The following is a 21,025-nucleotide window of genomic DNA, read 5'->3' as shown; positions in this document are numbered from 1 at the left end:
CCTGAGCATGCGGATCTGCGCCCGTCGGCGGGGGTGTGTGCGCCGTGCGCGAACACCGTGTGCAGGCCCTGTGCGCGGGGAACACCGGGCCCGGGACGCTCGTTCTGCCGGACGATGAAGCGATACGAGGATCTCGAGACCGAGGACGGCAAGGTCGTCCGCTACCGCCGCCACGAGAACGGGGGCGGGCTCGTCGCCGCCGGAGCGAGCGTCGACCCCGACGCCTTCGTGGCCGACACCGCCTGGATCGACCCCGGCGCGCACGTCGAGGCCGGCGCGCACATCGGCCCGCACGGCTGGGTCGAACCCGGGGCCGTCGTCGCCTCCGGTGCCCGCCTGGGCTCGCACGTGCACGTCGGGCGCGACGCGCTCGTCGGGTCCGCCGCCCGGCTGGGTGCCCGCGTCGACGTCGGCGCCGGCGCGCAGCTCGCCCGGGGCGTCGTCGTCGAGCCCGAGGCGCACGTGCCCGCCGGCGCGCAGGTCGCCCGCCGCGGGTTCGCCCCGCACGTCCTGGCGGCCTGACCGGCACCAGGACCGCGTGATCGACCCGTCAGCAGGCCGTCCGACCTGCTGACGGGCGGCGCCGCGGTGCGTACGGTGGTCCCGTGCGCACCTCCCTGGACGAGACGTCGAGCCGCGTGATCGAGGGCACCACGGACGGCGTCGACCTGCTGCTGCCTGCGACCTACGACATCGTCTGGTCGATCGTCGCCGTCGGCAGCATCGTGCTGGCCCTGGTGCTGGCGATCGTCGCCCTGGAGCGGTGGCGGCACCGCCGCGAGGACGCGGGCAGCGCCGTCGTCGGCGCGCTCGTCATCCTGTGCGTGCCCGTCGTCGGCCCGCTCGCGTACCTGTACGCCACGCGCCGCCCCCGCACCACGGCCGGCACGACGCCCGCCCCCTGATCTGCGGCGCCCGCTGACCCGCCGCACACCCTGACCGGCGCCGGCGCCGGCTCCACCCCGAGGCTGACCCGCCGTCACGGCATCTCACCCGCACGGGGGTCCGCCGCACCGCGGCGCTCGCGGGAGGATGTGGCCCATGCGCAGCCCCATCTTCGACCAGGCCAACCTCGAGGTCCCCGCGACGGAGCGGTTCACCCTCCAGAACCCCAAGATGCTCAAGGTCACCCTCGGTGAGCCCGTGCTCGCGGCCAAGGGCGCCATGGTCGCCTACCAGGGTGCCGTGCAGTTCCACCACAAGGGTTCGGACTCGATCACGCAGTTCATGAAGCGCGCGATCAGCTCCGACGACCAGTCGCTCATGACCGTCTCCGGCCAGGGCGACGTGTTCTTCGCGCGGTTCGCCGAGGACGTCTTCGTCATCCAGCTCGAGGGCGACGCCATCAGCGTCGGCGGCCAGTCGCTCCTCGCGTTCGACGCGAACCTGCAGTGGGACCTGCACCGCACCCGCGGCGCCGGGATGATGACCGGCGGCATGTTCAACACCCTCATCCAGGGCCACGGCAACGTCGCCCTGACGTCGGACGGCAAGCCCGTCATCCTCGACTGCTCGCAGCAGCCCACGTTCGTCGACCCGAACGCGGCCGTCTGCTGGTCCGCCAACCTCGTGCCCGACGTGGTGTCCAGCATGAACATGTCGTCGCTGCTGCGCGGCGGCTCCGGCGAGGCGTTCCAGTACAAGTTCCACGGCCCGGGCTTCGTCGTCGTCCAGCCGTCCGAGGGCTTCCCGACCCCCGTCCAGGGCTGACGCCGCAGATGTCCCTCCGGGCCGAGAGCCCGGTGCCGCCCCGGTGCCTGTCACGGCACCGGGGCGGTCGTGTGCGGGCTCGTCGCCGCGCTCATGTACATGACGTACGCTCCGTACATTCGCCGACGGAGGTTCTCTGATGACACAGGCGCTCGGTGCCGTCCACGCTCCCACCGCCGCGCGGGCGCGCCAGCAGATCAAGCTGCTGCTCGACGCCGCGAGGGACGGCCGGACAGCGACGATCCGCCGCGAGTCGCAGGGTGTCGCACTGGTGGACTCCGAGCGGCTCCGCCGCACGCTCGAGCTCCTCGTGACGGTTGCCCCGGTGGTCGTCCGCGAGGGCGGCGAGTGGGACGCCTACCTCCCCGGGCTGCCGATCTCCGCGACCGGCGCCACTCTCGAGGCGGTCGTCGACGACCTCGTGCTCGCCGTGCGCGAGTACGCCGACGACTGGAACGCGCGCCTCTACGCAGCCCCCAACCACGCGGACGCCTGGGGCTTCGTCCAGCTCGTCGGCCTCTCCGACGACCGCCAGCTGCGCGCCTGGCTGACGCGCGAGACGGCGTGAGCCGGTACCCCGCTGCCACCCGGGCTGACCACGACCGGTTCTGCGTCGTCGAGAGGTGGGTGCTGGTGCGTGGCGCGACCGGGCAGCCGGTGCGGCACCACCGGACGTACGAGCTGGTGCTCGACGACGGGCGAGTGCTCAGGACGCGGATCAGCAGGCCGGTGACCAAGGACGCGTACGGCCCGAGCCTGTGGTCAGCGATCCTGCGTGATCAGCTCGAGGTGACGGCTGACGAGTTCTGGGCATGCGTGGGTGACGGTGTCCTTCCCGCGCGCGGGCCCGTGCTTCCCGTCCCTCCCGCCGACGCGGTACCGCTCGGCCTGGCGCTGCAGCTCCAGCAGCACCTCGGCCTGACGGACTCCGAGATCGGGTCCATGACGAAGGACGAGGCGGTGGCACGTCTCCACGCCCACTGGTCAGAAGGCACGGATCCCCAGGTCCACGCGCCCTGACGGGCCCACCTCGTCGGGTCAGTGCGGCGCGACGCGGCGTGGCGGCAGGGCGATGCGGTCGCCGTCCGACGCCGCGTGCACGGTCGTCGAGGTGCCCGCGGTCCACACGGCGTCCTCCGCCTGCGCGCGCAGGGGCCCGAGGTCGGTGTACCGCGACGAGAAGTGGCTGAGCACCAGCGTGCCGACGCCACCGGCCGCCGCCAGCCCACCGGCCTGCCCGGCCGTGAGGTGCAGGTGCTCCGCCGCGAGCGCCGCGTCCTCGTCGGCGAACGTCGACTCCGCGAGCAGCAGGTCCGCACCGTCGGCGAGCGCGGCCGCCCCGTCGCACACGGCCGTGTCCATCACGATCGCGAAGCGCTGACCCGGGCGCGGCACGCTGACGTCCTCGACGCGCACGTCGCCCACCCGCCCCTCGCGGGCCAGCCGCGCCACGTCCGGCCCGACGACGCCCGCCGCCGCCAGCCGCTCCGGCAGGAACGTGCGGCCGTCGGGCTCGGTCAGGCGGTACCCGTACGTCTCGACCCGGTGCCGCAGCGCCACCACGTCCAGGCCGTCGGCCACCGGCCCGGACGCCCCGTGCGGGTGCAGCCGCAGGTCCAGGCCGGGCGTGGCCAGGCCCACCAGCGCGCGCACCACCGGCTCGCCCGACGCCGGGTAGTGCAGGTGCACCGGGTGCTGCACCCCGTCGAGCACCATCCGTGAGAGCACCCCCGGCAGCCCGTAGCAGTGGTCCCCGTGCACGTGCGTCAGGCAGATCCGCGTGACCGCCGTCGACGGCACCCCGGCGTGGATCATCTGCCGCTGCGTGCCCTCGCCGGGGTCGAAGAGCAGCCCCTCGCCGTCCCAGCGCAGCAGGTACCCGTTGTGGTTGCGCACCCGCGTCGGCACCTGCGACGACGTCCCCAGCACCACGAGCTCGCGCACGACCCACCTCCACCGCCGGCCCGCCCGGCCCGGTCCGGCGTCACCCTAGGCGTGACGGCCGCACGAGGGCACGGGGAAAGTGCCGGAGCAGCGGCAGATGTCGGAGCACCGTGACATGGGGGAATGTCACGGTGCTCCGACATTCCGCGATGGACGAGCACCCGGGCGTCTGGCGGATTGACCAGGACGGCCAACGGCGGCGGGTGGCAGGGTGCGGGGGTGATCCGGTACCCGCAGCCCCTGGTCGGTGGAGACGTCGTGGGGGTGGCCGCGCCCTCGTCCGGTGCGGCCGAGGCGATGTGGGCGCGCCTCGACGTCGCGGAGCAGCATGTGCGCGACCGCGGGCTCGTGGTGCGCGAGGGGCCGCTGGTGCGGCGCGGCGGGATCGTCAGCGGCACCGTGCGCGAGCGCGTCGACGAGCTGACGGGCCTGATGACCGACCCTGCGGTGAGGGCCGTGGTGCCGCCGTGGGGCGGGGAGCTCGCGCTGGACCTGCTCGGGCACCTGGACCTCGACGCGCTCGGCGCCGACCCCACCTGGCTGGTCGGTTTCTCCGACATCTCGACGCTGCTGCTGCCGCTCACGCTGCGCACCGGCGTCGCGACCCTGCACGGGCAGAACCTCATGGACACCCCGTACCGGGTGCCGGCGCCGATGGTGCACTGGCTCGACCTGGTGCGTGCGGCCCCGGGCGCGACGGTCGTGCAGGGCGCCGCACCCCGCTACCGCGGCGGCCCGTTCGCGGACTACGTCGACCACCCCGCCGTCGACGCGTACGTGCTCGACGCCCCCGGCGGCTGGACGCGCGTCGACGCCGCCGGCCCGGACGCCCCCGTGCACGCGACCGGGCGGCTGGTCGGCGGGTGCCTGGAGACCGTTGCGCACCTGGCCGGCACCCCGTACGGCGACGTCAACCGGTTCGCCCGCGAGCACGCGCCCGAGGGGCTGGTCGTGTACCTGGAGTCCGCGGAGTCGGGCTCCGCCGACGTGACCCGCCGCCTGCTCGGCCTGCGGTACGCCGGCTGGTTCGACCACGCCACCGCCGTGCTGATCGGCCGCACGACCGGCGCCGAGACCGCCGGGTGGACGCACCACGACGCCGCCCGGCACGCGCTCGGCGACCTCGGCATCCCCGTGCTCGCCGACGTCGACTGCGGGCACGTGCCCCCGCACCTCGCCCTCGTCAACGGCGCCCTCGCCACCGTCGACCACGGCCCCGACGGCTCGACGATCACGCAGGTGCTCGCCTGAGGCGCACACCACGCCCCGGCACCGCCCCGGCGCGTCCGAGTCGTCCCCTGACCCGCCCCTGATCAGGGACGATGTGCGCATGCACCGCACCGTCGTCTCCCGCGCCGCCTGGTGGCGCACGCTCCTGGGCACCCTCGTCGAGACGGGCGTGGGCGTCGCCGCCGCGATCGTCGGCGCCGCGATCGGGTCCCTGTGGTCGGGCTCGTGGCTCGGCCTCGTCACCGGTGCCCTCATCGGCTACGTCGTCGGCCGCGCCATGTACGTCTTCCTCGGCGGCACCCGCCCCCACCAGGAGCACGACGAGGACTGACCCCCGCCCCTCGTCCGTCCCGCCCGGGCGCCCGCAGCGCTCACCCGCACCCAGCGGGTGAGCCTGCCCCCGGATCGCGCATACCGGCGCCTGGTCAGCCGATCAGAACCGGTGAACGAGGCCGTCCGCGACGGCCGCCGCGCGCGACGAAGGACGAACCATGTCGACTGCCATCACCGCCTACCGCGACGCCGTCCTCATGGCGTCCGACTCGGGCTACTGCCCGCCCGACGCGGTGCTCTCCCAGATCCACTCCGCCCTGCGCGGTGCCGTGCCCCGCTTCGTCAGCCTCGTCGCCAACCTCGACGACTCGACGCCCCCGCGCGCCAACGGCCTCCTCGTCGTCTTCACCGACTCCCTCGTCGCCCACGTGACCTTCGCCCGCATGCCCGGCAACGACGCCGACACCGACGCCGTCGGCCCCTTCACCGTCGAGGTCGCCCGACGCACCGCCCTGACGTCGCTGTCGATCATCTACCAGACCAACCACGACAGCGCCTACGACGTCTCCGTCGGCGCCCTCGCCCCCTCGGCCCGCATCATCCTCAAGTACACGGGCTTCAGCGCCGAGCTCGCCATCACCAAGGCCGGCACCGAGCACGACGTCGACGCCCTCTACGCCGCCCTCCTCACCGAGCTGGCCTGACCCCCCGATCCCGCGCCCGCGGACGCCGCCCCGAGGCGCGTCCGCGGGCGCGTTCCACGTCCCCCACCAGCGACTCGGCCCCACCCGCCCCCGCCCGCTAGGCTGGCCCAGGTCCTCGCGCCTGTAGCTCAGGGGATAGAGCACCGCTCTCCTAAAGCGGGTGTCGGCAGTTCGAATCTGCCCAGGCGCACAGAGGTGTTATTGCAGGTCAGGTGCGGTATCGCCGCCGCCGCCGCCCTTTTGGAATGTGTCCGATATGTCGGGCATTGGTCAGCGTGTGGTCAGCGACTTGTCTCAGGACGTGGACGGAGTGGGTGCATCGCGCAAGCCAGGGCGCACGTCGCGCGGAACGCTCAACACAGTGTGGCGGGGGGCATCTGCAGGACTACCTACCAGCCGAGGTCCGGCGTGTACGCGGTGATGAGTGTGCGGGTGAGCTGCTCGCCCCTCAGGGCGAGCGCTTGAAGGTCTGATTGGGTCATGGCCGCGAAGTTGGTGGGGTAGGCGTGCACGGCGCTGCGTGGGACGAGGTCGGCCACGGGGGTCGGGAGCCGCTGGTCTTGCATGCCGAGGTAGACGTGGATGAACCCTGTGATCTCGGCTCGCTCGCCGACGAGATGGATGCGGTTGCGGGCCGCGTCTTGGGACCTGGTGTGCGTGATGTCGAAGCTTTGCGCGAGTCGCCCGGTGAGAAAGCGCGATGCCGTTCGTGCTCCGCGTCCTCGACCAGCGTCGACGGCGATGATGTAGTCCAGGTTGTAGACGTGAGGGCTGTGCTGGGGGGATCTGCCGGGCAGTAGTGGGGTAAGGCCCAGGTTGTCGTAGACGCCGCCGTCAGTCATGACGAGCGTGTCCTCGTGGCGGGTGCCGTCGGTCCGTTCGAATGCGTAATGCCGGTGGAGGGCGGGGAGCAGGACGGGGAACGCTGCTGAGGCGGCGACGGCCTCCGCGACGCGCACTTCATCGACGATGCGTCCGTAGGGTGAGGACGCGCTCAGGGCGCTGCCGAACCTGACGGCGTTGCCGGTGCGCATGTCGGTGGCGGAGATGATCGTGTCCAGGCCGGCGTGCGTGACCTCGGCCATCGGCACGGCGCCGAAGGGGCGCGCGGCCAGCGCCTCGACCAGCGCGTCGGTGCGGGAGTAGGAGCGCCCCTGCCGTGTGCTGAGGGCACGCATCGCGCTGAACGTTGAGCGCAAGGCGGCGTGTGGGGCGAAGGCGCGGCGCACGAGTTCGTTCTGCAGGCCGCCTCGGAGCAGGGCGGTGACGGTGTCGTCGAACTCCTGGAACCGTCGGGGCCCGTAGGCCCACAGGGCGGTCAGGAGGCTGCCGCCGCTGATGCCGGAGACGACGCTGACCTTGTCCAGGACGTCGCGGTCGTGGAGGGCTCGCAGCGCCCCGAGGCCGAAGGCTGTGGCGCGAAACCCGCCGCCGGACAGGGCGAGGCCGATTCTTGCGGTCATTGGTGCTCACCCGAGTGCTCGTGATCGTCCTCGGGGGCTCGGTGGCTCGGGTAGGCGTAGCCGCCCGGGAACCATGCGCTGGCCGAGATGAGGTGGAGCGCGACGGGACCCTCCGGTCGGGACTGGGTCGTGCGGTCGACCACACGCACGTAAAGATCGGGCGGTGTGCCTGTCTCCAGCCATGCCTGCCAGGAGGTTCCGTGTCCGCCGAGGATGAGCATGACGGCCCTGCGCCCCGTGCCGTCTGGCGCGACGATGTCAGCCATACCGGCCTCGTCGGTGCGGCTCGGTGAGGCGATCCCGTGCGGGTGGGTGTGCCACATGCCAACGAATCCGACCCGGTCGACCGTGGCGGTGCGAATGCTCATGACGATTTCCTGGGTGCCCTCGACGCCGTGATCGAAGTGCGCCGCCGACAGGTGACTGTCGGGCGAGGGGCCGCTCGCGCCGTCGATGTAGACGGTCTGGGTGGCTTCGTCGAGGCTGCCCAGGAGCATCCCTCCGGTCTCGACGCGTGCCCCGCGCACCCGTTGTCCTCGGCGCGTCTCGGTGCGCATCTCGGCCAGCGCCCGTCTGCTGATGCGCACCTCGTACTCACCGGTGTGGTCGATGAGGGTGTGATCGTTCGTCCAGGTCAACGGCACGGGTCGGGCAGCTGATGCTGTCGGCGCCAGGTCGCAGCCGATCGCGGACATCGGCGCCGCCTCCGCGTCGGCCAGGGTGGCCAGGGCGTTGGAGAACAGGGCGGATGCCAGTGCCGTGACCTCGGCTGCGGCGCCGGTGAAGGTGGGGGCTGAGCAGCCTGGCTCGGGGAAGAACCGGTCCGTGCGCGGCGGGTTCGGGAACAGGTCTTCTGTGATCGTTCTCCACCCGGGGGGCGGGTTGGTGACAGTGTCGATGGCAAGGCGACGCAGGATGTCGTGGCCGCTGCCGGTGGCCCCGGTCATCGAGACCGTGGCGATGCCTCGCTGCGCGGTGTGACCGAACAGCGCGCTGATGATCGGTGGCCAGTTCTCGCGCGCGGCGGCGCGTACGCGTTCGATCCCGACCCGCACTCCGATGTCCGCCGTCGCGTCGATGAGGAGGTCGTACTCCAGCAGCGGTGCCGGATCGGCGAGCGTGCCGGTCACGATGTCACCTCGGGCGCTGGTGACGGTGAGGTCTCCTCGGATGAGAGAGAGCCGCTGCGCGAGTCGTTCGGCTTTGTTGTAGCCGATGTCGGCGTCCTCATAGGGTTGCCGGACCAGTATTCCGGGCGTAACGACGCCCTTGTCGACCAGGTGCAGCTGTGCGACTCCGGCGCGGACGCAGTGTTCCGCGATCGGTGCGCCGAGAGCACCGCAGCCCAGGATCAGTACCTTGCGCCCCGTGAGCCACTGGGCGGGTGATCCGGAGTCGCGGCGTCGGGTCACCTCCGAGCGCGCTTCGTGGATGACCATCCACTGGATCTTGGCGAAGCCCAACCAGCTCTCCGCGAGATCGCGCACGCGCTTGGTGAGTTCGACGTGTTCGGCGCTGACGTCCTGCAGTAGATCGGTGATCTGCGCCCCCAGGTCATCCAGATGCCACGCCGTGATGTGAGCCAGCGCCTGTCCGGGCTCGAGGCGGCGTGCGGGCGTGCCGAGCAGCATCATGGCGGGGACGGCGCCATCCCCTTCGAGCGCGACACCGACTGCCTTGTTGATGGTGCGGGCGGTCACGAAGGCCCGTAGCAGCTCGTCGCGGCTGTACCCGTAGGTCTCGAGCGAGCCCGCGAGGGCGTCGGCAGTGCTGGGGTACTCCATATCGAGGGTGTCGCTGATGAGTATGAGCGGGGCGGCGAACAGCGCCGTGCCGGCCTCGTCGCGGGCCGGCAGTTCGTCAGCCACCAGCCGCTGGTGGACCTGTTGTCCGGTCAGCCACTCCAACGCGTCGATCCGTTTGCCTCGCTGAGCGCACCAGGCGTACAGCAGGCGTACCGGAGCAGAGTCGGGTTCGGTGTCCCTCCAGGGGGCGAGCTCGCCCACGTCTGGTCGTACCACGACCCAGCCGTTCTTGTAGGAGCTGTAGGCGACCGGCGGGTGCAGCGGTTGACCGGCTGGGTCAAGTTCTCCGACCGCAGCACGCTGCAACCAGAGGTTGAGCCGACCGATCAGGCCGCGCATCCCGTCCGCCGGGTTCCACTCCACCGAGGGAGCCGCGTACAGGCACAGCAGGCGTCCCCACTGCACGTGGGGAGTCCCCGCCCATCGGCGGTGCATGACGTAGACATCCGGGTGCGCCAACGGGAAGGAGGGCCCGACGAGGATCTCGAATCGTTCCCGTGCGCGCACCCGGATGCCTGGCCCGCTCGTGATGATCCCGGAGGTGTCGAGGGAGACGGTGAACGTGGTCTGGCCCTTGTCGTCCTGCTCCACTCCCAGGAGCTGGATCGCGCCGCCGCTGACGTCGGCGAGGTCGGACAGCTGACGGTGGGCCAGGTTGCTCAACGACCGAACCCGACCGGAGTCTCTGGGGCACTGCTGCCGCCCCGGTCGGCCGCCACCGCCGCATCGACACGCTCCGGACCCGCTCCCGACGGCGCGGCGACAGCAGCGGTGGGGATCGCGTTACCGACGGCGACGGCGGCTGCCGTGATGGCAGCGAACCGGCGACCCGTCGCTGAGGCAGCCAGTTCACTCTTGGCCTCGGTCGCGGCACTGTGCACGAGGTCGCCACGGATGACGCGCGCGCCGGTCGCGTCAACGCCGAACACGACCGGGGACGGTGCTGCTTCATCGACCCAGGACATCGTGCAGATGACCTCGTCCGCGATCTCCGCGTACCGGTCTGCCGCCATCCGGTGGGGCGGGTTGTGCCCATCGACGTCCACGTCGGGGAACACCCCGCTGCTGGACACGATGATCCCGTTCGGGCGGGCGTTGCGCTCGAACGCGTTGAGGACGTCCAGCTGGAGCCGTTCGTTGCCGTCGCTGTCCTTCTGATACATCACGCGCTTGGAGCAGTGGTGCGGGGCAAGCAGCAGGTCCCACGCCAGGTACTGCTCACGGTCGTAGTACTCGCTGTAGTCGAAGATCTTCATGATCGTGTCGTGGGCCAGGTCACCGAACAGCAGCACCTTGCCGTCCACACCGGTCTCGTCGGTCAGGGTGACCTGCATCGACAGCGACGTCTCGTTTCGCGCCGATGCGGCGTCGTCCTTGAACGGGGCGTGGATGAACGCCTCGAACACCCCCGCCCGCTCGTGACCGTCCAGCACCGTCAGCGACTGTCCCGGCCACGCCAGGTACTCATCCGGCAGCTCGTCGTAGGCGTGGGAGCCGTGGTCGTCGTCGTATCCGATGACCCGGATACGATCCCCACTGGCTGGGGCCTCTGCGGCCTTCACCGCCTCCATCGTTGCCGCGATGCGCCGCTCGGACTCCTCCCGGAACGCAACCGCGTCGGCGCACAGCGCCGGAGCGTCAGGGTCGTTGTACTCGCGCCACAACCGGGGCGTGGACCACAGCTCACCGATCCTGACCCGGTCCAGCAGGTCCGCGAACCCCAGACAGTGGTCCTTGTCGGCATGCGTCAGCGCGAAGGTCGCCAGGTAGGGCACGCCGTCCACCAGAGGCAGCGCCTCGATCAGCCGGTCGACCACCGCGACCTCAGGCGTGGCCTCGTCATCGGCCTTCGCCATGTCGTGCAGATCGACCTGCAGCACCACGAGGTCGTCAACCACGACCGTCGTGCTGTCGCCGGTACCGACCGGCCAGAACACCACACCGCGGGCAGGGAGCCCCTCAGACTGGACCATGCGATCGCCTCTCTAGCCGCCGGTCGTCGGGCGCGACACCAGGCCTCCGTCGAGGCTAGCTGTGGGCACCGACATTCTGACGGGGGCTCTTCCACGCTGGCCACCGACCGCGAAGGCCGTCACGAGCCAGTACATCCGGGAGCAGCCGTCGTTGCCGGGGGAGCGGACCAGCGCAGACGCCCGGGCCCGTGACGGGCCGCAGCGTCCGAATGGCCGGGCCGGGATCACGACCCGGCCAAGGGGCCCTCACGGGTGTTCGGTCGGGCGCCAGGGCCTCGGTCGTGTCCCAGTCACGGTTGAGGCCCCCCCAGAAGCGGGTGGTACATCTCGTCGCCGGTGTGCTGGGTGAACTCGACCTTCGCATTCATCTTCACCACGCCGGTGTGCTCCTCGACGAGGTCGACCAGGGCGGCGGCGAGCTCGTGCCGGACGGCACGGTCGCGTCCCGCTCGCACGTCACACATCAGCAGCGCGGCAGAGGGTGCCTGCGGGTCTCGACCCAGCCAGATCAACCCTCCCGGCAAGGTGCGCACGACGATCCGTCCACGTTCCTGCCGCGGCGCTCAGACTGGCTCGGAAGCTAGACGCTGCGGTGTCCCAGTCCAGAACCCGTCGTGGCCGGGTGTTGATCCGTTCCGCTAGCTCGTCCAGGTGCTCAACGGACAGCGAACTGAGGTCGGCACCGCGGGGTAGGTACTGACGCATCAGCCGATTGGTGTTCTCGTTGCTCCCGCTCTGCCAGGGGCTCTTGGGGTTGCAGAAGTAAACCCGCAGGCCCAGGTCGGTAGCGAGCCGTTCGTGGTGTGTCCCGCGTTCGGTGGAGTCGAGTTCCTGGACTCTGGTGCCACTTGACCCTTAAGGGAGAGCCTTGTGGGACGACGTGGGTATCCGCCGGAGTTCCGGCGCAGGGTGCTGGATCTGGTCGCGAGCGGGCGCAGCGTCGCCGATGTCGCACGTGATCTGGGGATCAGCGAGGAGTCGATCTACACCTGGCGCCGCCAGGACCGCATCGACCGCGGTGTGGCGCCGGGGCTGACGTCGGCAGAGAAGTCCGAGCTGACCGCAGCCAAGCGCAGGATCGCCGAGCTCGAGGCTGAGTTGGCGGTGCACCGACGGGCCAGTGACCTGCTCGCAAGGTGGTGCCCACCAAAGGCGGTTCGAGGCCATCGCGGTGATGGCCGAGGAGGGCCTGCCCGTGCAGGTCGCCATGCGCGCGCTGGCGACCTCGGAGTCGGGCTTCTACGCCTGGCGCACCCGCGCCCCGTCGCAGCGGTCGATACGTCACGTGATCCGCACCGACGCGATCCGCGAGATCCACGCCACCTCGCGCGGGGTCTACGGGGTCCGACGGGTCCACGCCGAGCTGACGATCGGGCGTGGCCTGACGGTCTGGCATGGGACTGTGTCGATGCTGATGAGACAGGCCGGGCTCAAGGGCATCGGTGGGCGGGCGAAGTGGCGCCGGCCCCACCCGGACCTGATCTCCACCGACCTGGTCGACCGGCAGTTCCGCCGCGAAGGGCTCGACCAGCTGTGGGTCACCGACATCACCGAGCACCACACTCGTGAGGGCAAGATCTGCTGCGCCGTGGTTCTGGACGTCTGCTCGCGCCGGGTCGTTGGTTGGTCGATCGACTCATCGCCGACCGCGGCCCTGGTCACCAACGCCCTGGGCATGGCGATCGACAGCCGGCGACGCCGCCCGGCACAGTCATACATTCCGATCATGGAGTGCAGTTCGGATCCTGGGCGTTCACCCGCCGCGCCAAGGACTCGGGCCTGGTGCCCTCGATGGGATCAATCGGGGACTGCTACGACAACGCCGTCATCGAGTCGTTCTGGTCCCGCATGCAGGTCGAGCTCCTGGACCGCAGGCACTGGTGGACCCGCGTGGAGCTGGCGAACGCGATCTTCGAGTACCTCGAGATCTTCCACAACCGCCAGCGCCGACACTCCGCCTTGGGCTGGCTCACACCCCTAGAGTTCGAGGCGAGACAACCGATCACCGTGGCCTAGCGTCCAGCAACCCGACTCTACGAAACCCGGCACAGCCCAGAGCCTCCACGGAAGCCGGGGCGGTTCACTTGCGCTGGGAGACGCCCCTCCGGGTTCGCAGGCACTCATGCCGACCCGGGTTCGGCATGAGGTTTCGCCTAGGCATCGGGCCGTCGCCCGGCTGGCCGCAAGCTCCCGGTGCTCCCCAGCACGCCCCCGTCCGACGCAGGGGCAGAAGACGGCAGTCGATTCTCGATGCTTCGTGTGCCGGGGATGCAGGTCGGCGCACGTCATGGGCTCTGCTCCGTCGGCTCCGAACCTCACCCGGCAACCCCTAACACAAGAGTGCGAAGGGTACTAGCCTGACCCAGAGCTTCTGAGAGGGAGGAAATGGCGTGCAGGCCAAGGAGACTACGGTCCAGAAGATGCTTTCGGGCACGAAGGTGTTTCTCGTGCCGCTCTTTCAGCGCCGCTATAAGTGGGGAGGTGACGACTGGAAGGAGCTCTGGGAGGACCTGGTTGAGCAGTACGACAACGTGGATGTTGTTGCCGGTACCATGCGCGATGGAGAGGGCCACTTCCTCGGGAGCATCGTCCTGCATCCGGCCCCCGGGCCGGCCTCCACAGTCACGCGCTACCTCGTTATTGACGGGCAGCAGCGCCTAACCACACTGATGCTTCTGCTTGCAGTCGTGCGAGACGAGCGAAGAAGGGCCGACCCCCTGTGGAGGTCGGAGGCTTATGACCATCAGTTCCTCACAAATCCCTACAACCCTGAGCAGTTGCACAAGCTGGTCCCGACGGCACGCGATCGGGAAGCCTTTAGGAAGACCCTCTTTGAAGGCGAGCCGACGGGGCAGCCAGGACGTGCGTACTCATACTTCACATCAGCGATCAGAGGCCTCGCGCGGCGGGACGGTCAGGTCGATTTCGGTCGCCTCGAGATCGCCATCCTGCTCCGCCTGCTGATCGTGGATATCACGACCTCGCCTGGCGACAACGTGAATCACATCTTCCACACGCTGAATCACGCAGGGCAGAAGCTGTCGCCGCTTGACCTCGTTCGAAACCGCTTCTTCATGTCGCTCAATCCAGACATAGTCGAAGAGGCGCACACGGAACTGTGGCAGCCTATGGAAGTCAAGCTTGGCGAAACGGAAGCACAACGGTACCTGTGGGCTCAGGTAGCCAGGACTGACGCGAAGGCCACCCAGAAGGATCTTTACCCTGCCTACGAGCGGCGGCTCGACCGGCTGTCCGGCTCCTCAAGCCGGACCGGGTCGGCGACGATCGCCCGGGAGCTCGAGCGACTCCACCGAGAGTCCTGGCTTTATGCTGCCGTGATCGACCCACCCCCACTACAGAGCGCAGCCTTCGCGGACCCTGAGAATGCAGCATTGCCCGCGGCGGTACTGCGGCGCCTCCACGACTTGGCGGCTTGGGGTAGCTCCACCCATATTTCGCTAACGCTTGAGCTCCTCAGCCGTCACGCGGGTGACTTGGCGGAGACCGGCGATGTAGCCGAGGCGCTGGATCATGTTCTATCCTTCATGGTAAGGCGCGCAATCTGTGCCATTCCTACAAACAATCTCAACCGCATCCTGACGGGCATTCCTCCGTTGCTCAACGACGGGCCGCTAGCACCCCAGCTCGCGAGGCTGCTCGCCGCTGACCAACGCTATTGGCCGACCGATGAAGAGGTTCGTGAACGTGCCATCTCGACGCCGCTTTATGCGACGGCGCAAACTACGCAGGTCAAGTTCATTCTTGAGCGGATCGAATGGGCAACCGCGGGCTCGGAGCTAGTCGACACTCGGGATCTTCAGGTCGAGCACGTCATGCCTCAGAGAATCAGCGACGACTGGCGCGACTACTTGATGGAACTGGGCGACATCCCGGAAAGAACGTACGCCCGCGTCCATACGCTTGGAAATCTGACGCTAACAGGATACAATCCGGAGCTGGGTCGGCGCATATTTCCGCAGAAGCGCGCCCTCTACCTCGACTCCCTTGTTCGGTTGTCGGTTGACCTTACCAAACACGATCAGTGGACCGAAAGAGAGATATTAGCCCGATCCCGAGAGCTGGCCGAGGTCGCCCTTCGGATCTGGACTCGCCCCGCGCTTGCGAATGACGAGACGGAGGGCAGTCCCGTCACGCGGGCGGGCCTCGCCGAACTGCTGACGTCGCTGCCCGAGGATGCGTGGACAACTCTGGGTGTGCTTGCGGAGTACTACGGAGTGCCCTTGGAGGCGGTGTGGGACGAGCTGTCGTCGCTGCCGCCCGTCCTCGCGGTGAAGGTCCTTGAGCCCGGAGGGCGACTGCTGGAGGCCCTCCCCAAGGACAGAAGCGAAGAGCTCGTCGCACAACTCGCTGCGGCCGGCTACCAGGCACAAGCCCCGATCTACGAGACACCTGCGCTCACCGTTGCCCAGCTCAGAGCGATCGATGCCGGGCGCTGGGAAGCGGACGGCGCTTCCCGGTAGGTGATCGGGATGTCGACATTGCGCGAGAACGCACGCCGTGTGGCTCGCTCTCGTGGCGAGGTCCTTGGCGTCGCCGGGCTCGTCACGGGCGTCGCGACACTTGCGAGTCCGTGGCTTGCCCTCGGGCTGCTCATCATCTCGCTCATCCTGTACGGGTACGCGTCGTGGGGCGCGATGCTCGAGGAGAGGTCCGAGGCGAACGAGCTAGCAGCAATCAAGGCCCGCCTCAAAGCAGGGACGCGGATTCAGGACTTCCTCGGCACCCTGGCCGTCGAACTCGAGCTTGAGGCTCCTTGGCGGTTGACGCTGTACGTCCTTTCGCCTTCTGGATGGCGACGGGTGGCTCGCGACTCGAACTTCAAGCCGTACGCCGACTCTGGCAGGACGGTCTTGCCGGCCGATCAGGGGACGCTTGCATGGGCAGCGAAGTTCGGCAACGCAGACCAGTTGCTGGACCTCCCAGACCCTGGCGAGGAGTGGGACAAGTACTTGAGGTTCCAGGAGGGCCGAGCAGTCCCGAGGGATGTGACGGAAAGGCTTCGCATGAGAAGCCGCGCGTACGCCTGCGTCGTCGCTCGGGTGCACGACGTGTCGGGGACATCCATTGACGTGGGGCTCGTCGCCGAGTCCGAGAAGCCATTGGGAGTCAAGCCAGGCCTAGTCGAGCGACACGTTGGGCCGAACCTGCTCTCGCTCATCCACCGAGTCGTCGAGCTCGATCCCTCGTACGGGCGCGTGACGGGCGGCCCAACCGACCGGACTTCCGACCTATCCTGAACGGCCCTGCGCTCGGCCGGGTGGCTTAGGGTGCTCGGGACGTACGTGGTTCCGAGGACGTCCGGAGGACGACGCCCCATCTGCTCGGCTCGCGACGCGGTTGGGGCACGGCGGCGTCGGGTGATGGGTTGCCGAGTGCGGAGCGTCTCGCAAGCCCGACGCTTGACCGCCAAACGTCGCGGGCGTCGAGCCCGCCGTCGTGCGCACTGCTACGCGCTCTGGTCGCGCGGCGTAGAACGTGTCAGGGCGACTACCCAGCGGTCGCTTCCGTACCGATCGTCGCGTGCGCAATGGCCCAAGGTGCCAACACTGAGAGTCAGGTCATCCGTGGTCAACGTGTGGTCAGCGAGCAACCCGGAACGGGGTCATCACGCGAACTGCCCGCATGTATTTCCGCAGGTCAGAGCGTTATCCACAATCCAGGATCGAACTCCTATAGCGGGTGTCGGGACTTCGGACGATCCGATTGACGGGCCTCACGAGGCGCACTCGTGCTGGTCAGGGAGCGAGCGGCGAGTCCGCCGACCTCCGGCGTGGCAGGCTTCACCGGCATCAGTTCGGTGACGAGGGCGAGGAGCGCACGGGTGTCCGAGACGAGCGGCCGACCTGAGGGCGACGGCGCGGGGATGGGTCCGTCGGGTGCTGACGGCACGGAGGGCGTCGCTGCAGAGTCCGGGGAAGTGACTGCTGCGGGATGGGACGCGATCGATGCGGCCTGTCGGCGGCTGTACGGCGACCAGCCGCCGCGGCACGTGGCCTATGCCCCTGGGCGCGCGTTCGGCTCGGTGCTGCAGGGGTGCAGCGCGTACCGGGCCGGCGACCACTGGCACTACGTGACGTATGGGCTGAGCAACCTCTTCGACGACGACGAGGGCGACAACGACGGGTTCAGCGGCTGGGGCTACGAGCTGACGTGGCGTGTGCGGGACGCGGGTGCTGAGGGGGAGGCGCCCGGGTGGCCGTTCACGGTGCTGCAGCGGGTGGCGAAGTGGGCGTCCGACGCGGGAGTCCTGCTCGCCGACGGGAGCTTCTTCACGATCGGCAGCTCGATCACCGGGCACCCTCACTCGGATGGCCCGGAGACTCCGCTGAACGGTGTCCTCCTCGTCGCCGACCCTGAGCTGGGCGAGATCCACACACCCAACGGCCGGGTCCAGTTCCTCCAGCTCGTCGGCATCGGCCCTGAGACCTTCGCGCGCCTCGAGGCGGACGCGGCTGCCGTGACCGACCAGATGCGCCAGGAGGACGCGCTGCTGGTGACGGTCGTCGGCGGCTGACGCCGCCGGGGGCGGGCCCTCCATCGCACCCGCAGTGCGAGGAGGGCCCCGGACCCGGCCCGGCTCGAACGGGCAGCCACCTTCTCCGACTGCGGGCAGAGCGTGCCGTTACCGGCTAGACACGCCTTGGGCGGGCTGGCGCTCACCGTACGGAGCGGGAGATGCACAGGCGAGGAGATTTCGCGCGTGCACGTGAAGGGCGGGTCGTCATGGTCCAGGCTCGATGCGAGCCATCCGGACGTGGCCGACGTGATCCGACGCGCGCAGCGGGTAGTCGCCGTCGAGGCCGTTGACTCGGTGGACGATCGAGGTCGAGTCGCTCGGCCAGGGTCCTCAGGTTCTGCCGCAGGGCGCTGCTACGTTCAGCGCGCCGGGATTGACAGCGTGCTCGCGGTGCATCGACGGTCGCGTCGACCGGGGACTCAGAGGGGGAATCGTCCATGCCGAGCGCGCTCACCGCAGTGCTGGCGTGCGTGACGACGTTCGCGGCCGCATTCATCGCCGTTCGTCCCTTCTACGGCGTCGCTCTCACGACGTGGGACTCCTTCATCTCGCCCCGGGTCGGGCGCTGGTTCGACCTCGCTGGCGCGGTAGGCCTCGCGTTCACGATGGCGGGGTGGTTCATCCCGCTGACACGTCCATGGCTCGGCGCGTGGCTGATCGCCGTGGTGGCGGGCGCGGGCCTCGGAGTCGTTGCCATGCGGTCGCGGCAGGCTCGGGTCCCTGCCGAGTCCTGAGCCGTCTCGAGCATCACGAGCAGACTTGTGGCCCGTCGACGACGGATCTGCTGGCCGCGGTCGGCACGTCCACCCTTGCGTATCCCCGAGACAGGGGTGTTCCGGACGCGGTGACACCTATGCTCCGCCCGTGGCCTTCGAGCACCAGCTGAGTGCCGAGATCCGGTTCCTCACGGACGGGCGCTTCTACGAGCCCGTCGGCCGCAGGGCCGGTGACTTCATCGTGGTCTTCGGGGAGTTGCAGAGCGGCCCGCGCTGGCGGCCTTTCGCCGTGCACGCGTTCCACGCCAGGTGCCTGCGCCCGGATGGGGACGAGCTGATCGCCGAGGCGAACCTCAACCACCCCTAAGATCCGGATCTCGTCGACGAGACCGAGTTCATGCTCTTCCTGTTCGCGCTCGAACGGGCCGACGTCCCGCCAGGAACGCTCATCACGTCGCTGGGCCGCGTCGTTGAGCGCTGACGAACGGGGCACACATGTGCGCCGTGGTGCGCGGGGTATCGGGTGGCCTGATCCGGCCCGAGCGGACGGGCGGGGTGGTTGGCTCGGAGCCGTGACGGAGTGGGCTGACGTGCTGGACGTGTACGGGAGCGCGGACGAGATGCCGCGGCTCCTGGCCCGGGCCGCCGAGGTGACGGACATGCGGGCGCCGGTCTGGGACGAGCTGTGGTCGCGACTGTGCCACCAGGGGTCGGTGGCGCCGGCGAGTTATGCGGCGCTGCCTGCGCTGGTGCAGATGGCGCGGTCGCGGCCCGACGTGGCGGTGGACCCGGCGCTGCACCTCGCGGCGGCGATCATCGGGGCGATGGACGTGCCGGCGGGTGCGGGCTCGGAGCGGGACGAGCACGCAGAGGAGATCGCCGCGCTGCGGCAGCTTGCATCGCGCAAGGTCGGTCTCGTCGAGGCGCGCACCGACGTGATCTGGACGCTGCTGGCCGTGGCCGCCGTCGAGGACCTGGGTGCGTGGTCGTCGCACCTCGAGGCGCTGGTCGACGGGGAGATCGAAGCCGACTGTCCGTCGTGCGCGGAGGCCGTGTGCGTGGAGGTGGTCGACGGCGTGCTTGTCATCGTGGACGAGGAGGGGGAGACCGACGGCATCGCCGTGCGAGAGGCTGAGCCCGGCGACCTGGGGCCGGCCGAGGTGCGGCTGCTGGAGCTGTGCCGGGAGCACGGGCACGGTGAGGTCGCCCGCGAGCTGCGGCAGCTGTTCGGTCGTGCGACGTGCTCGCTGTGCGGGGCGTCGTTCCGGATCGCCGACGCACTGGACTGAGCGCCGGCCAGGGGAGTCGCGGTCCTGCACGCCGTCCGGCGCGCCGGTCTTCCCACAAAGCCACGCTCCCCGTCACTGCGTCGGGCCGACTGGCTTCGCTGTTCGTCGTGGCATGACCGAAGTCCGGGAGGCCAGGACGGGGTAGTGAAGGGGGCGGGGAGCGGACCTGGTTCGTCGCTGCGCGGGCCAGGCCCGCTCGCCCCGCGTGCTGGCGTCAGCCGGTGGTCGCCGATCGTCCGAACCCGCGAAACACGCCGTCCGGGCCTGCGGAGTCGGCGAACTCGAAGAAGTCCATGTTGCCGATCGACAGGTTCACCAGGATGGGCTCGATCTGCTCCGGGACGACGCGGAAGGTACGTCCGACCTGTTCGTTGTACGGGTTGAGGTCGACGAGCACGATGGTGAGGTCCCTCATCGACTGGGCGTCGGCCACCCCCAGGCACGACATGTACCCGTCGCGGGGCAGCTCGACCAGGTCGCGTGGCGTCAGGCCGTCCAGCTCCGGCGACTCGACAGGCTGCATCAGCGGCCCGAGTCGCTCGGTGTCGCCGTCGTCGTACGACTCCGATACGGCGGCAACCACAGCGCGCCAGGCGGCGTCGTCGGAGTAGTCGGTTCGCAGAAGGAGCGTGTCCGTGTGTGCTGGCTCCGTCAGGCGCATGGGACCAGCCTAGGAGGGCCGACGGCATCGGGGATCTCGTCAGGTGCCGCGGTGCGAGAAGGTCAGTGCCGCGTCGCCGGACGCGCATGTGCCGCGGGCGGTCGCGGCCGCAACTACTGCTGGAGCGTGCGCCGCTTCGCCCCGTGGAGCACGACGGAGGCGAGGACGCCGAACCCGCCTCCGATCAGGAAGTACACGGACCACGTCGGCAGGCCGTCCGAGCCGAGGAGGCCACCGACGCCGACGGCGATGTACCCCACGCACGCGGCGATCTGCCACGGCACCGCCGCACGTGACGACGTGCGGGCGCCGGCGAGAGTCATCAGTGCCATGCCCGACACCGCTGCCAGCACATGGAGCGTCACCTGCATGGTCTGCACCTCCGTGCACGAGAGGAGTCGCCGTCCCGCGAACCAGGACGACGTCCCGACATGTGCCCACGGGGCGCCGGGCTGCGGCGTCTGAACGGACGCGGCGACACTACCGGGCCGCCGCGCTGGAACCGCGCTCGGACCTCGCGGGAGGGTGCCGCACGTCGCTGTCGATCCGCCGGCGCGTCGTGGCCGTCGAAAGTGTCGGCAGATGGCCACGGACCATGCCTCTGGCCTGTTCGGGCGCGTGGTCCTCGCGTCCCCGGAGGGCGGCTAAACCGACCCAAGTGTCACCCGGAAGGGTGAATAAGCGTTTCGGGTCGACGATCGAAACTATCTGGAAGACGT

Annotated in this window: 22 protein-coding genes, 1 tRNA gene and 3 pseudogenes; 18 read left to right on the top strand and 8 right to left on the bottom strand. The window is 69.7% G+C overall.

The features are described from left to right. The first annotated feature begins 114 nt into the window (after nt 1–114). The 5 genes from FBY24_RS02970 to FBY24_RS02950 all read left to right on the top strand — a co-directional run bounded on the left by FBY24_RS02970 (nt 115) and on the right by FBY24_RS02950 (nt 2,730). Nucleotides 115–522 (top strand): transferase, encoded by a 408-nt coding sequence (locus tag FBY24_RS02970; protein WP_142157933.1) that lies wholly within the window; start codon nt 115–117, stop codon nt 520–522. A gap of 83 nt (nt 523–605) precedes the next feature. Continuing rightward, entirely contained in the window at nt 606–905 is a 300-nt protein-coding gene (locus FBY24_RS02965; RefSeq protein WP_255432188.1) for a hypothetical protein, read from the top strand. Nucleotides 906–1,041: 136 nt separating this feature from the next. Continuing rightward, on the top strand, nt 1,042–1,710 hold the full coding sequence (locus FBY24_RS02960; RefSeq protein WP_140460622.1) for an AIM24 family protein: 669 nt from the start codon (nt 1,042–1,044) through the stop codon (nt 1,708–1,710). 139 nt (nt 1,711–1,849) lie between these two features. After that, a complete protein-coding gene (locus FBY24_RS02955) occupies nt 1,850–2,278 on the top strand; it encodes a prevent-host-death protein (RefSeq protein ID WP_142157931.1) in 429 nt (142 codons plus the stop codon). Beyond that, complete coding sequence (locus tag FBY24_RS02950) at nt 2,275–2,730, top strand: cytotoxic translational repressor of toxin-antitoxin stability system (RefSeq protein WP_142157929.1); 456 nt, start codon at nt 2,275–2,277, stop codon at nt 2,728–2,730. The genes FBY24_RS02955 and FBY24_RS02950 overlap by 4 nt, the downstream gene beginning before the upstream one ends. A gap of 18 nt (nt 2,731–2,748) precedes the next feature. Here FBY24_RS02950 and FBY24_RS02945 read toward each other — a convergent pair whose 3' ends face one another. Further along, nucleotides 2,749–3,654: a ribonuclease Z gene (locus FBY24_RS02945; RefSeq protein WP_142157927.1), complete on the bottom strand. Its 906-nt coding sequence runs from the start codon at nt 3,652–3,654 to the stop codon at nt 2,749–2,751. A gap of 219 nt (nt 3,655–3,873) precedes the next feature. Between FBY24_RS02945 and FBY24_RS02940 the strand changes: the two genes are divergently transcribed. The 4 genes from FBY24_RS02940 (at nt 3,874) to FBY24_RS02925 (ending at nt 6,051) form a co-directional block, all read left to right on the top strand. Continuing rightward, on the top strand, nt 3,874–4,905 hold the full coding sequence (locus FBY24_RS02940; protein WP_142157925.1) for an LD-carboxypeptidase: 1,032 nt from the start codon (nt 3,874–3,876) through the stop codon (nt 4,903–4,905). Nucleotides 4,906–4,984: 79 nt separating this feature from the next. After that, nucleotides 4,985–5,215, top strand: coding sequence for a hypothetical protein (locus FBY24_RS02935; RefSeq protein ID WP_142157923.1), 231 nt, complete (start codon nt 4,985–4,987; stop codon nt 5,213–5,215). Nucleotides 5,216–5,375: 160 nt separating this feature from the next. Next, entirely contained in the window at nt 5,376–5,861 is a 486-nt protein-coding gene (locus tag FBY24_RS02930) for a hypothetical protein (RefSeq protein WP_142157921.1), read from the top strand. 117 nt (nt 5,862–5,978) lie between these two features. Next, nucleotides 5,979–6,051: transfer RNA gene (locus FBY24_RS02925), tRNA-Arg, on the top strand. 199 nt (nt 6,052–6,250) lie between these two features. On the opposite strand, the gene FBY24_RS02920 is transcribed toward FBY24_RS02925, so the two are convergent. The 5 genes and pseudogenes from FBY24_RS02920 to FBY24_RS19740 form a co-directional block, all read right to left on the bottom strand. Then, entirely contained in the window at nt 6,251–7,324 is a 1,074-nt protein-coding gene (locus FBY24_RS02920) for a patatin-like phospholipase family protein (RefSeq protein WP_142157919.1), read from the bottom strand. Then, complete coding sequence (locus FBY24_RS02915; RefSeq protein WP_142157917.1) at nt 7,321–9,792, bottom strand: ThiF family adenylyltransferase; 2,472 nt, start codon at nt 9,790–9,792, stop codon at nt 7,321–7,323. Before FBY24_RS02915 ends, FBY24_RS02920 begins: the two co-directional genes overlap by 4 nt. Next, nucleotides 9,789–11,102 carry a hypothetical protein gene (locus tag FBY24_RS02910; protein WP_142157915.1) on the bottom strand — a complete coding sequence of 438 codons (1,314 nt, stop codon included), beginning with the start codon at nt 11,100–11,102 and terminating at the stop codon, nt 9,789–9,791. Before FBY24_RS02910 ends, FBY24_RS02915 begins: the two co-directional genes overlap by 4 nt. 290 nt (nt 11,103–11,392) lie before the next feature. Continuing rightward, nucleotides 11,393–11,635, bottom strand: a complete 243-nt coding sequence (locus tag FBY24_RS02905) for a hypothetical protein (RefSeq protein ID WP_142157913.1) — start codon at nt 11,633–11,635, stop codon at nt 11,393–11,395. 64 nt (nt 11,636–11,699) lie between these two features. Beyond that, a pseudogene (locus FBY24_RS19740) lies at nt 11,700–11,894 on the bottom strand (IS30 family transposase); the annotation flags it as partial. Nucleotides 11,895–11,972: 78 nt separating this feature from the next. Between FBY24_RS19740 and FBY24_RS19735 the strand changes: the two are divergent. The 9 genes and pseudogenes from FBY24_RS19735 to FBY24_RS02865 form a co-directional block, all read left to right on the top strand. Beyond that, nucleotides 11,973–12,194 (top strand): annotated as a pseudogene (locus tag FBY24_RS19735) (transposase); the annotation flags it as partial. Between the two features lie 82 nt (nt 12,195–12,276). After that, nucleotides 12,277–12,831: pseudogene (locus FBY24_RS19730) on the top strand (DDE-type integrase/transposase/recombinase); the annotation flags it as partial. Between the two features lie 2 nt (nt 12,832–12,833). Further along, complete coding sequence (locus tag FBY24_RS19725; RefSeq protein ID WP_370510966.1) at nt 12,834–13,118, top strand: transposase; 285 nt, start codon at nt 12,834–12,836, stop codon at nt 13,116–13,118. 374 nt (nt 13,119–13,492) lie between these two features. After that, nucleotides 13,493–15,583 (top strand): DUF262 domain-containing protein, encoded by a 2,091-nt coding sequence (locus tag FBY24_RS02890; RefSeq protein WP_142157911.1) that lies wholly within the window; start codon nt 13,493–13,495, stop codon nt 15,581–15,583. Between the two features lie 39 nt (nt 15,584–15,622). Next, a complete protein-coding gene (locus FBY24_RS02885; protein WP_142157909.1) occupies nt 15,623–16,360 on the top strand; it encodes a hypothetical protein in 738 nt (245 codons plus the stop codon). Between the two features lie 752 nt (nt 16,361–17,112). Then, on the top strand, nt 17,113–17,637 hold the full coding sequence (locus FBY24_RS02880) for a suppressor of fused domain protein (RefSeq protein WP_160158409.1): 525 nt from the start codon (nt 17,113–17,115) through the stop codon (nt 17,635–17,637). Nucleotides 17,638–18,077: 440 nt separating this feature from the next. Further along, nucleotides 18,078–18,374: a hypothetical protein gene (locus tag FBY24_RS02875; RefSeq protein ID WP_142157905.1), complete on the top strand. Its 297-nt coding sequence runs from the start codon at nt 18,078–18,080 to the stop codon at nt 18,372–18,374. 130 nt (nt 18,375–18,504) lie between these two features. Then, nucleotides 18,505–18,723, top strand: a complete 219-nt coding sequence (locus FBY24_RS02870; protein ID WP_142157903.1) for a hypothetical protein — start codon at nt 18,505–18,507, stop codon at nt 18,721–18,723. 205 nt (nt 18,724–18,928) lie between these two features. Next, entirely contained in the window at nt 18,929–19,645 is a 717-nt protein-coding gene (locus tag FBY24_RS02865; RefSeq protein WP_142157901.1) for a hypothetical protein, read from the top strand. 214 nt (nt 19,646–19,859) lie between these two features. On the opposite strand, the gene FBY24_RS02860 is transcribed toward FBY24_RS02865, so the two are convergent. Both FBY24_RS02860 and FBY24_RS02855 read right to left on the bottom strand, forming a co-directional pair. After that, nucleotides 19,860–20,306, bottom strand: coding sequence for a hypothetical protein (locus FBY24_RS02860; RefSeq protein ID WP_142157900.1), 447 nt, complete (start codon nt 20,304–20,306; stop codon nt 19,860–19,862). A gap of 113 nt (nt 20,307–20,419) precedes the next feature. Further along, entirely contained in the window at nt 20,420–20,638 is a 219-nt protein-coding gene (locus FBY24_RS02855; protein WP_142157898.1) for a hypothetical protein, read from the bottom strand. Nucleotides 20,639–21,025 lie beyond the last annotated feature (387 nt).

The organism is Cellulomonas sp. SLBN-39 (genome assembly GCF_006715865.1).
In the GTDB taxonomy this organism is placed as follows: Bacteria; Actinomycetota; Actinomycetes; order Actinomycetales; family Cellulomonadaceae; genus Cellulomonas.
This window is presented reverse-complemented; position numbering and strand designations above follow the sequence as displayed.

Bases quoted from the DNA above. Each gene is read 5' to 3' on its own strand.
- FBY24_RS02920 (WP_142157919.1), bottom strand. From the start codon at position 7,324: ATGACCGCAAGAATCGGCCTCGCCCTGTCCGGCGGCGGGTTTCGCGCC.
- FBY24_RS02960 (WP_140460622.1), top strand. From the start codon at position 1,042: ATGCGCAGCCCCATCTTCGACCAGGCCAACCTCGAGGTCCCCGCGACG.
- FBY24_RS02955 (WP_142157931.1), top strand. From the start codon at position 1,850: ATGACACAGGCGCTCGGTGCCGTCCACGCTCCCACCGCCGCGCGGGCG.
- FBY24_RS02930 (WP_142157921.1), top strand. From the start codon at position 5,376: ATGTCGACTGCCATCACCGCCTACCGCGACGCCGTCCTCATGGCGTCC.
- FBY24_RS02970 (WP_142157933.1), top strand. From the start codon at position 115: ATGAAGCGATACGAGGATCTCGAGACCGAGGACGGCAAGGTCGTCCGC.
- FBY24_RS02910 (WP_142157915.1), bottom strand. From the start codon at position 11,102: ATGGTCCAGTCTGAGGGGCTCCCTGCCCGCGGTGTGGTGTTCTGGCCG.
- FBY24_RS02860 (WP_142157900.1), bottom strand. From the start codon at position 20,306: ATGCGCCTGACGGAGCCAGCACACACGGACACGCTCCTTCTGCGAACC.
- FBY24_RS02855 (WP_142157898.1), bottom strand. From the start codon at position 20,638: ATGGCACTGATGACTCTCGCCGGCGCCCGCACGTCGTCACGTGCGGCG.
- FBY24_RS02875 (WP_142157905.1), top strand. From the start codon at position 18,078: ATGCCGAGCGCGCTCACCGCAGTGCTGGCGTGCGTGACGACGTTCGCG.
- FBY24_RS02935 (WP_142157923.1), top strand. From the start codon at position 4,985: ATGCACCGCACCGTCGTCTCCCGCGCCGCCTGGTGGCGCACGCTCCTG.